The sequence below is a fragment of the Lactiplantibacillus garii genome, assembly GCF_003885105.1.
Taxonomy (GTDB): domain Bacteria; phylum Bacillota; class Bacilli; order Lactobacillales; family Lactobacillaceae; genus Lactiplantibacillus; species Lactiplantibacillus garii.
This window is the reverse complement of record NZ_QWZQ01000012.1, coordinates 1-13699: the sequence shown is the minus strand read 5'-3', so window position 1 is coordinate 13699 and position 13699 is coordinate 1. Positions and strand designations below refer to the sequence as shown.

Below are 13699 nucleotides of genomic sequence, written 5' to 3'. Positions count from 1 at the left end.
GATTGCGGTTAAAATGGATAAACATGATTGAGAGAGGATTGATAACATGAGTACGCGAATTATAAACGATCACCCGGCCATTTATTTAGCGGGTCCTTGGTTTACGACGGGCCAACCGGAACGGTTAGCTAAGATTGAACGGTTAATGGACGACATGCAGTTGACCTATTACAGTCCCCGGCTAGACGGTATCGATTTAACGCCCAACGCGACTGAAGCGGACCGCAACGCGGTATTTGCGGATAACGTTGAGCACCTTAAACAAGCTAAGCTCGTTGTAGCCGTGGTGGACGGGTTTGATACCGGGACCATCTGGGAAACTGGAACGGCGTACGGCCTGAACATTCCGGTGGCCTATTACGGTGAAACCCTCGATGAGGGGACTTTTAACGTGATGTTAGCTAAATCTGGTAAGGCCACCGTAGAGAATATGGCTGATCTGGAAGCTTTTTTACGGGACCCCACGTCCGATAAATTTCAATATACGGGTACCATTCGTTAATTTTGAATGGTTAGTCAAAATGAAAAGCCGCTTCGAATTTTTTTCGAAGCGGCTTTTTGGTGGCTACTAATGATTTAACTTAAAGTTGTGTTTCAACTTAGGAAACACGACCCGGTCGGCAGTTGCGATGAGTACCCCGTTCATTAAAATTGAGTAGAGTGTACCAACGTTGACGGCCTTTACTTGGTGCGTAACGGCAAAGGTAATCAGAATCGTTACGATGGGGGGAACAAAGTCGATTAATTGTGAGGCGGTGGCGTTCCCCTTTAAGTACATAAACCGCAGAATGTTAGTTGTATCGTCGTTAGGATGCATGAAAATGTTGGCACGCTGGTAAATAGAAATTGCGACGCAGAAAGTGGAAACCCCTAAAATGGATAGGCACATTCGCACGAACCAGGGCAACGCGGGAATTCCGGCCCAAGTAAAGAGACTGATAAAAACGTCGATAAAGTAGCTAAAGAACAGGACAAACACTAACTCGCCACCAAAACGGGGAAGGTCGATGCGGCGAATCAGAAGCTGGTTCGTCAGCGCGTTGATCAGCCCAATGATAAAAAGCAGTAGACCAACGTCCGGGCCGAACGCGTTGTGGAGGTTAACCGCGGCTGCGGTCCAAATGCCGCTACCCACGTTGGACGTCACGCACAGTGCGTTGCCAAACGCGTTAAGAACTAAACTAAAAATCAAGGCCGCGATGCGGGCCGTTAATGAATTATGTGTACTGGATTTTACCGCCAAAATAACTCCTCCTAAAACTTTCACTATTCATACTAAGTCATTTGTTGGCGGGAAAACAGGAGGTTCCATCACGATATTCATAAAAGGATTGAATTGATTTTCTTATTTAGATAAAAATAATTCATAAATAGCTGTTAAACTTGGTCCATCATTTTATAAACACCAAGTAGAATTACTGGTGATACGTCGGCGTTGGCGGTACAGTTTGGGTGTAATGTGGAAGTGGGTGGGCGATTAATTAATTAATTTTTTATGAAAAGAAATAAAAATTTTCAGTTCAAACTAGACAATCACTATCCAAGTTGTATAATGTACCTGTAAGCGTTATCAATTACCTAATTACCTATTTTGGGGGCGTTATTATGGTTAAAAGTAAAGCAATTATGATTGGTGCCGGACTGGCCAATATGGCCGCGGCGGTCTATTTGATTCAAGACGGTCATTGGGATGGTAAGGACATTACCTTCTACGGTGTCGACATGCACGGCGCAAACGATGGTGGTTCTACGACCGATTTCACCAGTGAATACTGGAACAAGAATCACCCGATGGAAAACACGACGGGGTACGTTGCCCGTGGTGGCCGGATGCTGAACTACCGGACTTACGTTGACTTAATGGATTTATTGGACCGCATTCCGTCCGTAACGGAACCGGGAATGACGGCCGCGGAAGATACGCGTGACTTTGACTCTAAACACCGGACTTACGACGTTGCCCGGTTGATGCAAGGCGGTAAGGGAATCCTGGATGCAGGCAAGTTGGGCCTGAACAACAAGGACCGGACCTTACTCAGTAAGTTAGTTTTGATGCCTGACAGTGAAGAAACTAAGTTGGACAACGTTTCCATTGCGGACTACTTCAAGGAAGATCCGCACATGTTCCAAACGCACTTCTGGTACATGTGGGAAACCACGTTCGCCTTTAGAACCCAAAGCTCCGTTCAGGAATTACGGCGTTACATGCACCAAATGATCTATGAATTTACGCAAATTGAACACTTAGTAGGGGTCAACCGGACCCGGTACAACCAGTTTGAAAGTATGATGTTACCACTGATCAAGTACTTGGAAGGCCAAAACGTCACCTTCATCGATAATAAGATCGTTGAAGACTGGAAGTTTAAGGATACGGCCATGCAAGACGAGATCACGGTGACCGGCTTAGTGATCAAGGACGTTAAGAGTGGCGAAACCGAAAAAGTAGAAGTTGATGACGACACCGCCGTTATCTTCACGAACGGTTCAATCACCGATTCCGCAACGATGGGGGATTATAACACACCCGCACCGGAAAATATGGAATACGGAATCAGTGCCGCCCTCTGGAAGAAAGCGACTGAGCGTTTCTACAACTTAGGGACGCCGGACAAGTTCTTTAACGACCGTAATGCCAGCGAATGGGTCAGCTTCACGTTAACGACTAAGGACCACTTGTTCTTAAACGAAATTGTGCGGATCACGACTCAGGAACCCGGCAACGCGTTGAACTCCTTCTTGTCAACGACCCCAATTACGCCGTTGAACCAAAAGGACGTTAACATGTCGATCGTGGTTCACCACCAGCCACACTTTACCACTCAGAACCCAAACGAAACGGTTCTGTGGGGCTACTTCCTCTACCCACGTCGGCAGGGTGAGTTTGTCCACAAGCCGTACATCAAGATGACGGGTAAGGAAATGGCGCAGGAATTGATTGGACAATTATCCAAGGTTGATCCGGGTCCTGGTAATATCAAGGACAAGGAAAAAGAAATTTTGGATAGCATCATCAACAACATTCCGGTCTACATGCCATACGCTTCCGCACTGTTTAACAACCGTGCCAAGACGGACCGGCCGGAAGTTTTGCCAAAGCATTCTACGAACTTAGCCTTTACGGGTGAATTTGCGGAACAACCTTACCAGATGATCTTCACGGAACAAAGTGCGGTTCGTTCTGGTGAAATTGCCGCTTACCACTTTGCGGGAGTTCCAATGGAAAACTTGGTCAAGACACCACGTTATGATAAGGATCCTAAGACCCTGCTTAAAGCAACTAAAAAGATGTTTAGTTAGGGACTAACTTAAAAGTCAAAAACGACGTCGTGCAATTGCACGGCGCCGTTTTTTCATACTATTAGCTCGCGAAGCGGTTACTTAACGGCTTTTAACTGGGTGGTTGCGATCCAGCCTTGACCCTTTAAATAAACGTATTCGTGTGCCGTCGCCTTCTTGCTAGTCTTAGCGTAGAAGGCTTCCTTGGCAGCGTAACACTTCTTGGTCGTCAGGTTAGTGGGCTTCGACGTTAACGTGACCTTGCCGTCCTTTTTGAAGGACGCGCTAAAGGTTGCGGAAGCGGCCTTGGCACGGTAATTTTGCTTAACGGCCTTGGTTTTGCGCGTTACGGTCAACGTGCACTTCTGATAAGCACCCTTAGTGAGTGCTGAGGCGGTGACCCAGCCAACCGTGGTCCCTTTTTGGTTCTTTAATTCGAGACACTGGATCTTTTTTGCGCCCTTCTTACCGGTCGTAATAGTAATGGCTTTGACGGCACGGTAAGTCTTATCGGTGGCCAACTTCCGTTTCGTTGGGGTTACCTTGGCCTTGGATTTTTCCAAGCTGACCTTAGCTAAAGTAGTGTCCGTCTTGGCCCGGTAAGCCACTTTGTTCACCTTAGCCGTTTTACAAAGTGTATACGTTGTCGCTTTGGCCGGTTTAGTCGTCGCAGCACTTGCAACGAGTGCTGTGGTCGGTGCTAAGGGCGTGACTGCGATGGGTAAAGCTAAAGCAACGGCTGCCATAATAGTATTTAATTTTTTCATATCAAAATCCCCCTAAGATCTAAACCTATGATGTTGATACGCCACCTAGTTTAGTGGGTCGATTGATTTTGCACAATTAAACTGACGCAATTTACTGAAAATCGCAAAGTTAATTTAGTGTTGAATGGTAAACGTGTGCTTGCTTGACAATTGGATCGGCCTAGAAAGAGAGTGAGACAAAAGTCGTTTAGTTTGTGAGCATTAACGTGAAATCCGTTTCGACACCATTGTCACGGAAACGGAAGTCGCAAGCTTTTCTTTAGGTGGTTACTTAAAGTGAAAGCCCCTTGCGCAGCTCTGAAAAGAAGGTGGCCAGTTTGCTAATAAATCCCGGCGTTTGTGAATTAGGTGTCGTTGTAATCGCCTTGGGTGTGGCCGGTGCTGCGGGTTGGCGAGCTTTACTTTTAACGGGAGCTTGTAATTCCTGCTTAGCGACCCAGCCCAAGACCTTGCCTTGTGGTGTTTGGAGCTGTAAGTAGGTACGGCGTGGTGCGTCGCGTTGTCCCGTCGTTAAAGTGATCGCTTTGACGGCCACGTAAGTCTGATTGGAGGCTAGTTGCCGCCCCCGCTGGTTAACGATGGCGGCGGCCCGGTCGGCGGTAAAATCAATCTGATAAGCCGCAACGGCCGTTTTAACGTGGTAGGTTTGCGGACGCAGAACGGTGACTTTCGTTAAGTGGTACATGGTTGCTTGTGTAGTCGTCTGCGCGGCCGCGCGCGCAATGGTCACTGGCAATGGCGCCGCCACCCCCGTTATGAGTGGTAACGTGCAGGCAACGGTTGTGATGAATAGGCTAAATTTTTTCAAGCGTGATCCCCCCGGAAGTGTTAAACCTAACGCTAATACGTCCACAGTGTAGCGTGGGTTTTTAGCAATGCCAATCAAAGACGCATTTTTAACGGGGATAGTGCAGTTAGAATAATTAACGTAGCTAATTTTTGATCCGGTAATTAGCAAGAATGTGATATGCTAGAACAACAGTTCTTTTAAGAGGGGAGAGGTCGCCGTGCCAGCAATGACCACCTTAGTAACACCCGCAGAAAATCGATTTTTCCTATTGAGCGAGCGGGTGCGCCGGCAAAGTAGTTTACAACAAATTAGTCAGTTGTTACGGGACCACGTAACGATCAAGGCTGATAGTGATTTTTTAAAACCAACCGTTTGTAACTTGATCGTGCAGGAACATGCTAACTGGTTGACCGCGTGCAGTCACGAATGGCAACTGTTAGCCAGTTTACCGTACGTGATCAATCCGAGCACGGAACGCCGGCAGTGGCACCACTGTGAACTCTGCCATAAACCGGTCCGCTACGAATACCACGTTCAAAATAAAGCCAACCACCAAGAACTAGTGGTGGGCTCGGAATGTGTTAAAAAATTTATGAACGCCGAAACGCGGTACTTAATGGTGATTACGACGGAAGATAACCGCAACGCGGTCCAACAGTACCAGACACTGACGGCCGCGGTACCGGTCATACCAACCATCATGTTTCAGCAACCCTGGTTCCCCGATTTAGCGGCAAAGCAGCGTCCGCAAGCCCAACAACTACGCCGAGCGACTACCTTAACCGTGACGACGTATTTAAAACAACGGACGACTGAGTTACCATTGCGGGCGTTAAAGCCAGCGCAACGGACTTATCAGCAGTTGTTAGCGGACGAACGGGCGACCTTAGATGCCGCGCAACGAGCCGCACAACGGCAAATTGAGCATGATCAACAGCAACGAGCCGTGGCAGCACAACGGTCCGCGATTACGGCTGAACAACAGTTACGAACGAGCCGGCCTTACCGACGGTACTTACGGCAGCTCGCCGCGATCATCGTGACGCGTCCCGAGCGGTCGGTGGCCAAACAGCAATTTGAGCGGCTATCCGCACCTAACGTGTCAAAACCGTTAGTTAACTCTTATCAATTTGGCCAGATGGTGATGGAATACCGCCAGACTACTCAAATCAAGGTCCGGCGCTTAGCGATGCTGGATCATCAATTCGTACACGACCTTGATACGGTGACCCGCCAATTAGATCAACGCCAGACCGTGCGTTTTTATGACGACGTGTTCAACAGTTGTTGGGGGTTAGCCTATCACCAGCCGGCTGCACGGCGAGCGGATTGGCAGCGGTTATTGACGACGCGCTGGGCGACACAATTAACGCTGACCTGGTTTGAACAGTTACGGCAACAAGTGACCGTCCCAACCATTCAGAACTGGCTTAAAACGCACGCGGACCCAACGATGCAAGCCGAACTAAACACCCGTTTAACCCGTAATCCGCATTTAAAGGTGATTGCCCGCGATCGCTTAACGAAGGCGGAATTACGGACGTTTTGTCAACGGGAACTTACGGCGAGCACCGGGTTAGGTGACTTTCAACGCCACTTTGACCAACAGTACCAACTACCGGCTGAAAAGCAGGCCGAATTACACGAAACGTTGGCTTACTACTACGTGGCACAACGTAGTCAGACAGACCATCAGGCCGCTTTTCAGCGTTTTCAGTGGCTGCTTGCACAGGAGCAATAATGTTTCACGTGAAACATTTATAAATAAGCGTGGGCCAAGGTCGCTGGGACCAGGTCAAGCGAAACTAACGGAATTTTAGCCCCCGTTGCGGCAACATTGTTATGGAAAGCAAAAAGGTATAAATTACTCGGCTTATTTGGAGTAATTTATACCTTTTTAAATTTGCTTCGATTCCCACTTGGGAGTTATTTGAATGGATTCCAGAAACGACCACCGTTGACTTTGAATAGGGCGATCCCGATTAAAATCAACAACGCGACGACGAATAGGGCGAGGTAGTCGTTACGCTGAAACTTTTGTGCCATGTACCAAGTCCGCTTTTTACCCTTACCAAAGCGGCGCAGCTCCATCGCTTGGCTGATAACTTCAATGCGGTCCAGGCTGGAGAAAATTAAGGGCAACATGATTTGTACCCCGCCGCGGACCCGGGTCATAAAGGGGGCCTTTTTAGAAATTTCAAAGCCCCGTGCCTGCTGGGCCAAACTAATGGTGCGGTAATCGGACTGGACGTCCGGAATGTAGCGCAGGGCGATGGCTACCGAGTAACTAATGCGGTACGAAATTCCAATTTTATTTAAACTGGCTGCAAATTCACTGGGATTAGTGGTCATTAAGAAAATTAACGCCAACGGGACGGCAAACGTATATTTAAGAAGTAAGTTAAACTCGTAAAAAAGTTGTTCGGTGGTCAAGTTAAAGTAGTGGTTAGAACTACCGAGTAAAAGGTGTTCCGTTCCGTAAATATCCACACCGTAATGGGGTGCAAAGACGTAAACCATCACGAGGTTCAAGACGGAAAAGCCAATAATAACACTCATTACGAAGGAAACGTCCCGGTACTTAATTTTGGAAAAATGAAATAGGATCAAAGAAAAAATCATAATTCCAATTAAGTAGCGGGTATCGTAAGTCATCATCCCGATGACGGATAGGCCAACGAAACTGAGTAATTTGGTGCTTCCACTTAACCGGTTTAGAAACGTATGGCGGTCGTCGTAACCAATTAGTAGTTGGTTTTGCATTAGCGGGCCTCCCGTTCAGCTTGGACAAACTTAGCAACAAATTCGGTCGGGTCAATTTGGTGGGCCGCGGCCAGTGTGTAAAGACTCGTCTGTGCCAGCGACGCCTGCGTAATGATCGCATCGTTGGTCAGTACGTCGGCGGGGGTGGCGTCCATCAAAATGTGGCCGTTACCGAGCACGATGGTACGGTCGGTATATTCAAGCATCAGGTGCATGTCGTGGGTGATAAGCATGATGGTCATTTGTTTTTCACGGTTGATCTTCGTCAAGAAGTCCATCATTTCGGTGTAGTGTTGCAGGTCTTGGCCGGCCGTTGGTTCGTCTAAAATCAGCATAGCGGGTTCCAGCACGAGAATGGCCGCGATGGTGACCCGCTTCTTTTGCCCAAAGCTTAGCGCTGAGATGGGCCAGTGACGGAATTCATATAAGCCACAGACCTTTAAAACGTCGAAAACGCGCTGCTCAACGGTGGCGGGATCAACGCCGCGAAGGACCAAACCAGCGGCTACTTCGTCGTAAATCAGCGTTTTGGAGATCATTTGGTTAGGGTCTTGTAAAATGTAGCCGATTTGATCGGCCCGTTCTTTAACCGACTGAGTTTCGAGCGGTTGGTCGTTAAACGTCATGTGCCCGGCTTGGGGTTGCAAGAAACCAGTAATCAAATTACTTAGCGTGGACTTGCCGGTCCCGTTTTGCCCAACTAGGCTGACCATTTCGCCCCGATAAAGGGTGGTGGACAGGTCGTTAATGATGGGCGCGTGGGGGTCGTAACCAAACGTCAGGTGCTTCACGGTTAATAAGGGCTGCCCGTGTTTGACGGGTGCTTTAAGCGTAACACCGGCCGTCCATTGTTGGAGTTTATCCGTTAGGCCGGGAACTTGGAGCTCGGCTAATCGGTCTAAGTGGTGACAATCGTCGAGGTTGACGCCGGCTAACTTTAACGCGGACAGGTAGAGTGGTTCACGCAGTCCTAGTTGGGCCATTAGTGATTGCCGTAAAATTGCTTCGGGACGGTCATCGGCAACGATTCCCCCGTCCTGCATAACGATCAACCGATCGATGGGTTGTTGAAGCACGTCTTCGATCCGGTGCTCGATGATCACGACGGTTAAGTCTTGGGTGTGGGTCAACTGGTCGACTAACGCCATGGAAGCCTTACCCGAAGCGGGGTCCAAACTGGCTAACGGCTCGTCGAACAACAAGATTTTACTGTTGTCGATCAGCACGCCGGCCATGGCGACCCGCTGTTTTTGACCACCCGAAAGTTCCTGGGGACGGTGTGTTAGTAAATCTTGTAAATCAAGGGTAGTGGCCCACTTGGCCGTGGCGGTCCGCATGCGGGCTTGGGACTGCTGGTCGTTTTCAAGTGAAAAGGCCATGTCCTCAACGACGGTCAGGCCAACGAACTGGCTGTCGGGGTCCTGTAAGACCGTCCCAACGTTCATGGACAAGTCAAAAATAGAACTCTGGGTGATGTCTTGGCCGGCAACCGTGGCGCTACCGGTGACCGTTCCCGGATAGGATTGCGGGATCAGTCCGTTTAGACAACGCCCAAGCGTGGACTTGCCAGAGCCAGACGGGCCCGCGATCAGGACCTTTTCGCCCGGATAAATATCCAGGTTAACGTGGCGTAACGTGGGCTCAGTTTGGCTATTATATTGAAATGAAAAGTCTTTAAAACTGATAATTGGTGCGGTCATAATATTAACGTTCCTTTTTTAAGCTCCCACGTTGAGTCCGGGTCCGGGAATATAAAACGAGTAGGATGGTCCCAATAATGGCAACTGAGATTGAATCGATGATCCAAGTCGTGACGCCTTGAACGTACACTTTATTGGCCGGTTCATGATAAATAATGATATCACCGGTTGGTGCTAAAAGCACCCAACCGATAAAGTTAACGATGATTTGGTAAACGTTGAACCAAACTAACTTGGCCGTTGAGAGGGCACCGTTAGCAATTTTGAGCCGGTTTTTGGCTAACCCGAAGGCGACTCCAATCAAACCATCCACGATCACCCAGGTCCACCACGGTGAGCCGTAGGTAACGAAATCGTTTAAAGCGTGACCAATGAATACTGCTAAGCCGGCGGCAACGGGTCCAAAAACGGCGCCGAGCAGCGCCAAAAAACCGATGGAAACGTTGACTTGGGTATTGGGAATCCCGGTTGGAATGGCGACGAACTTCATTAAAACGAAAATAACGGCGGCGCCGATCCCGGTAGCTACGACGGTGCGGATGGAATTAGATTGCTGATTTTGCATTAAAAACACTCCTTAAAATAAATTGACTATATAATGGCAAAACAACGGTGATGAGGATTATCGCAACGAAAAAACGCGCCCGAAAGTTGACACTTTCAAGGACGCGTTGTGCGTGTTACCACCTAGATTTTCCCAAGTTGGGACTTCTCTTGAGGTTAACGAATCGCTCCGACTAGGGTTAGTAATCACCCCAGTAGCTTCTTCGAGACCATCTTCAACTAATCACGCCACCGCTTTGCACCATCCGCGGTTCTCTATAGACGCTCGTTAATTTACTCATCCCGTCACAGCTTTTTCTCATCTGAATTTAACTTATTACAGCATACGCCAAAGCACTAGCTAGCGCAAGTAAAACCGAACGAATGGAGCCGGTTACATGGTCATTGAACGGAATTTATTTATCATGCACTTTATGGGCCAGGTAGTAAGCCCCCCATTCGGCTAATTGGCCCTTGGAGATGGCCTTAGCGTACCCCTGTTCAAGGAGTTTTTGAAAAATGGGGGTAAATTGTGCGGTGGTCTCTTGGGCGAGAATCTGGGCTTCTTCCTGGTTTGAAACCCGGGAAAAGTCCACGTTGATCTCCGGTTTAAAACCGGCCAGGGCTTTGATGGCGGCCGAATAAATCACGGCTTCTTGGTCTAGCTTAATTGAATGAACTTCCATAAATAGTATCCCCCTGTAAATTAATCTGGTCGTGCAACTATTATAGCGGTCCTGTCGTGCTAACGGAAAAATTGTGACCGCCTGATTTGGTTAATTAATCAAAGATTATAAAAGTATATACAAATGATTTCATTTAGCTACTAAAAGGGGTAAACTAGTTGACAAGAGCTTATTAAAGAAAGAAAGTGACTAATTTGGCTTATAAGTATGAAACGATTGCTGACAGTTTACGCCGCGATATTAAGTCCGGGAAGTATACCCCGGGTGAATTAATGCCGGACCAAAATAAGTTAGCAGCCAAGTTTGATACCACCCGGATTACGATCCATAAAGCAATTCAACTATTAATTATTGAAGGTATGGTGTATTCCAAACGGGGTGCCGGAACGTTTGTACGCAAAGATTTCGGGGTGAAGGAACAGCGGCAGGAAACGCTCGTTGACCGGCCGCTCGGGACGACCCGCACGCATCAGGGTAAGAAAGTAACCAGCAAGGTTTTGGAATTAGAGGCGCGGCTACCTACTAAACGGGAAGCCGAGCAGTTAATGATTGATGAGATGGACCCGGTCTACGTTATTCGGCGGACCCGGTTTGTTGAGGATAAGGTTTGGGCTTACGAACACACCATCATGCCCACTGGGTTGGTTACGTTGACCAAGAAGGTGTTGGAAGGCTCCATTTACGGTTATATTGAGAAAGAAAACGGAATGACGATTGCTGGTTCCCACCGGATTATCTCCGCGGCTAAGGCGACCGAAGAAGACGTTGAGGCCATGGGAGCCACGTTAAACGACCCCGTTTTGGTGATTAATCAAGTCAGCTACATGGACGACGGTCAGCCGTTTGAAGTTTCGGAGTCCCATTTTCCGTACGCGACGAGCACCGTGGTGGCGGACATTCAAGTCCATTAAATGGGTCACGCGCCGGTCGTCATTTGCGACCGGTTTTTTTGATGGGATGGATTGGATTAAACCACCGTGGTCGTTTGCATTCCATGGGTAAGAGCGCCATAATTAGGTTGAATAAAGTAAGCGCTTCAAACGGCGCAAAAAGGGGGCTTACCTGATGCCTGAGAATTTTTACCAACGGTTAATTGACAAGTATGAACCGATGACCGAAGCGGCGTTTCTAACACTCATTAGTGTTCGCCAGCCGATTAAAAGTGAGGATATTCCGGCTAAGATCGCGACGTTAACGGATAATAAATTACAGCTTGGTTTGGGAACGTTGTTTACGAATCTTCACGCCATGACCAAGGACTACTTAATGACGGAACACGTTGATGAAGACGACGTCCACACGTACGAGATCACTGGGAGCGGCGAATCCGTTTTGGAAGCGGAGTACGCCCGGCTGAAACTCTTGAATCAAATCTGCGAAAAGGAGCAACTCAAGGGATAATTTAAAGGTTAGTTTTCATTGGGGGAAGTGGGAACCATGCGGCGATATAAATTAGCAATCAAGGGTTCTGAAGAAGAATTAAAATGGTTAAACCAGCTAGCGCAAAGGGGTTGGCTGTTAACCAGGGTTCACGGAAACTGGTATCAATTTAGTAGAACTGAGCAAACGTACCGCCTGTTTAGCGAGTACGTAACGGACGACGTGGTGCCGGATGCGCACCAACCAAGCGGGCCGTTTGAAATTTTGGCGACGTGTCACCTTAAGAATCCGGACGTCCGGGTTCTTTACACTGGGACACCCCAAGCCCAGTTAGGGGATGCACGCATCGATGCCGGCGACGCAACTTTGCAGTTAAAAATTGCACTGGCCTTGCGGGGGCACCTCCTGAACATTATGAATGGGTTAATCATCTTAGGCGTCCTTACAATTGTTGGTCTGCTTTATTTTAACCTAGTGCCAGAAGATGCTTACGATTGGATCGTGTTTGGCTGGTTAGTCATCAGTTTTACGCCGGCCGTCATAGCGGGGAAGGTTCACCAACGGGCCAACGCGTTACGGGTACGGACTAACGATTACGAAGGTGCCTGGATGCCGACTCAGCACGTTTTTTTAAAAAACATGCCTAGCGAATTGGACACCGATAAGGTTAAGAGTATTGGTGAGTGGGCCCTTGTTGGTCACGATAAGAAAGGCACTTACTGGTATGACGTCCGTTCATTGGCAAGCTTAGCAGAAATTAAGCAAACGCTACGCCCAGTGGTGGGTAATAGCGTTGAGATATCGATTGTCAGTTACTTAGGACTGGCGCCAATTGGTTACATTTAATTAAATTTGGTAGTTATGGGGAAGCGATGGAGATGTGGAAACACCGGTTTATGATCAAAGGTTCAAAACAAGAGTTAGCGTGGTTAAATAGAATGGCGCAGCGGCATTACCTGCTAGTTGATATTTGGAATAGCTGGTACCATTTTAAACGGGTGACCACGACGTATCACCTGTTTAGTGAGTACGTCCCGACGGACCTGGTGCCCGAAATGGCCAAGGCTAACCAGATGTTTAAAGTGTTGGCGACTTACGAAGTATCGAATCCGGATATTCAGGTAGTGTACACCGGGACGGATCAGACCGTCAGCACCCAAGTGACGCCCGGTGATCCACAGATGCGTTTAAAGGTCGGACTGCGAATGCGGGACCAAGCGTTGAATACCGTTAACGTAACAATTTATTCGGTCGTAGGCTTTTGGGCCGTCCTCCTGTTTTTAGTCATAAGTCAAGGTGGTAGTAACTTGGACACTGGCATGACCTTATGGTTCTTGACAATAATGATTGCCGGGGTAGCAGTATTTCGTCTTTACCACTCGGCTAAAAAGTTACAGGATCAAATCGTCATTTTACGGCGGGACACGAACGATTATGACGGGGCCTGGATGCCAACCATGCACGTGTTTGTTAGCCCGTTAACGGCCGATTTGGATACGAGCGCACTCAAGAGCTTGGGCCGCTGGTCACTCGTTAACCGGACGAATAAGGGCGCGTACTGGTACGATTTGCAGACCCTTGCGAGTGAAGCGGAAATTAAAACGAGTTTAAAACCGTACGTTGAACCAGACTCGAAGGTCAGCGTGGTGAGTTGGCTCGGCTTAGCGCCACTGGGTTGGTTTATGTAAATTTTGAATATCTTAATGGACCGGGGGGAATCCCGGTTTATTTTTTTGCCATTTTTTTCTTATAAATTAAATAATATTAAATGACAATAAATAAAAATAGTAG

14 protein-coding genes are annotated in these 13699 nt (G+C 48.1%); 7 read left to right on the top strand and 7 right to left on the bottom strand.

Annotation, left to right across the window (positions count from 1 at the left end):
• Window positions 1-46: 46 nt before the first annotated feature.
• The gene (locus D1831_RS04905) at window positions 47-502 is read left to right on the top strand and encodes a nucleoside 2-deoxyribosyltransferase (RefSeq protein WP_125071811.1); all 456 of its coding nucleotides are present in this window, start codon (window positions 47-49) and stop codon (window positions 500-502) included.
• A 66-nt stretch (window positions 503-568) separates the two neighbouring features.
• Here D1831_RS04905 and D1831_RS04900 read toward each other — a convergent pair whose 3' ends face one another.
• The gene (locus D1831_RS04900; RefSeq protein ID WP_179950293.1) at window positions 569-1189 is read right to left on the bottom strand and encodes a hypothetical protein; all 621 of its coding nucleotides are present in this window, start codon (window positions 1187-1189) and stop codon (window positions 569-571) included.
• 416 nt (window positions 1190-1605) lie between these two features.
• Here D1831_RS04900 and D1831_RS04895 point away from each other — a divergent pair, with 416 nt between their 5' ends.
• A complete protein-coding gene (locus tag D1831_RS04895; RefSeq protein WP_125071810.1) occupies window positions 1606-3300 on the top strand; it encodes an oleate hydratase in 1695 nt (564 codons plus the stop codon).
• Between the two features lie 77 nt (window positions 3301-3377).
• Here the strand turns inward: D1831_RS04895 and D1831_RS04890 are convergent, their stop codons facing one another.
• Together D1831_RS04890 and D1831_RS04885 are read right to left on the bottom strand one after the other, a co-directional pair.
• The gene (locus tag D1831_RS04890; RefSeq protein ID WP_125071809.1) at window positions 3378-4046 is read right to left on the bottom strand and encodes a hypothetical protein; all 669 of its coding nucleotides are present in this window, start codon (window positions 4044-4046) and stop codon (window positions 3378-3380) included.
• A 271-nt stretch (window positions 4047-4317) separates the two neighbouring features.
• Window positions 4318-4854 (bottom strand): hypothetical protein, encoded by a 537-nt coding sequence (locus tag D1831_RS04885; RefSeq protein ID WP_125071808.1) that lies wholly within the window; start codon window positions 4852-4854, stop codon window positions 4318-4320.
• A 208-nt stretch (window positions 4855-5062) separates the two neighbouring features.
• Between D1831_RS04885 and D1831_RS04880 the strand changes: the two genes are divergently transcribed.
• Entirely contained in the window at window positions 5063-6577 is a 1515-nt protein-coding gene (locus D1831_RS04880) for a hypothetical protein (RefSeq protein WP_225422772.1), read from the top strand.
• A gap of 185 nt (window positions 6578-6762) precedes the next feature.
• Here the strand turns inward: D1831_RS04880 and D1831_RS04875 are convergent, their stop codons facing one another.
• The 4 genes from D1831_RS04875 to D1831_RS04860 all read right to left on the bottom strand — a co-directional run bounded on the left by D1831_RS04875 (window position 6763) and on the right by D1831_RS04860 (window position 10528).
• The gene (locus D1831_RS04875; RefSeq protein WP_125071806.1) at window positions 6763-7599 is read right to left on the bottom strand and encodes an energy-coupling factor transporter transmembrane component T family protein; all 837 of its coding nucleotides are present in this window, start codon (window positions 7597-7599) and stop codon (window positions 6763-6765) included.
• Window positions 7599-9299 (bottom strand): ABC transporter ATP-binding protein, encoded by a 1701-nt coding sequence (locus D1831_RS04870; RefSeq protein WP_125071805.1) that lies wholly within the window; start codon window positions 9297-9299, stop codon window positions 7599-7601. The genes D1831_RS04875 and D1831_RS04870 overlap by 1 nt, the downstream gene beginning before the upstream one ends.
• Before the next feature lie 4 nt (window positions 9300-9303).
• Window positions 9304-9864: an ECF-type riboflavin transporter substrate-binding protein gene (locus D1831_RS04865; protein ID WP_125071804.1), complete on the bottom strand. Its 561-nt coding sequence runs from the start codon at window positions 9862-9864 to the stop codon at window positions 9304-9306.
• Between the two features lie 394 nt (window positions 9865-10258).
• On the bottom strand, window positions 10259-10528 hold the full coding sequence (locus D1831_RS04860) for a hypothetical protein (protein WP_125071803.1): 270 nt from the start codon (window positions 10526-10528) through the stop codon (window positions 10259-10261).
• A gap of 194 nt (window positions 10529-10722) precedes the next feature.
• Between D1831_RS04860 and D1831_RS04855 the strand changes: the two genes are divergently transcribed.
• The 4 genes from D1831_RS04855 to D1831_RS04840 all read left to right on the top strand — a co-directional run bounded on the left by D1831_RS04855 (window position 10723) and on the right by D1831_RS04840 (window position 13596).
• The gene (locus tag D1831_RS04855) at window positions 10723-11439 is read left to right on the top strand and encodes a GntR family transcriptional regulator (protein WP_125071802.1); all 717 of its coding nucleotides are present in this window, start codon (window positions 10723-10725) and stop codon (window positions 11437-11439) included.
• A 154-nt stretch (window positions 11440-11593) separates the two neighbouring features.
• Window positions 11594-11929: a helix-turn-helix transcriptional regulator gene (locus D1831_RS04850; RefSeq protein ID WP_125071801.1), complete on the top strand. Its 336-nt coding sequence runs from the start codon at window positions 11594-11596 to the stop codon at window positions 11927-11929.
• Between the two features lie 36 nt (window positions 11930-11965).
• On the top strand, window positions 11966-12754 hold the full coding sequence (locus tag D1831_RS04845) for a DUF2812 domain-containing protein (RefSeq protein ID WP_125071800.1): 789 nt from the start codon (window positions 11966-11968) through the stop codon (window positions 12752-12754).
• A gap of 32 nt (window positions 12755-12786) precedes the next feature.
• Complete coding sequence (locus tag D1831_RS04840; protein ID WP_125071799.1) at window positions 12787-13596, top strand: hypothetical protein; 810 nt, start codon at window positions 12787-12789, stop codon at window positions 13594-13596.
• Window positions 13597-13699 lie beyond the last annotated feature (103 nt).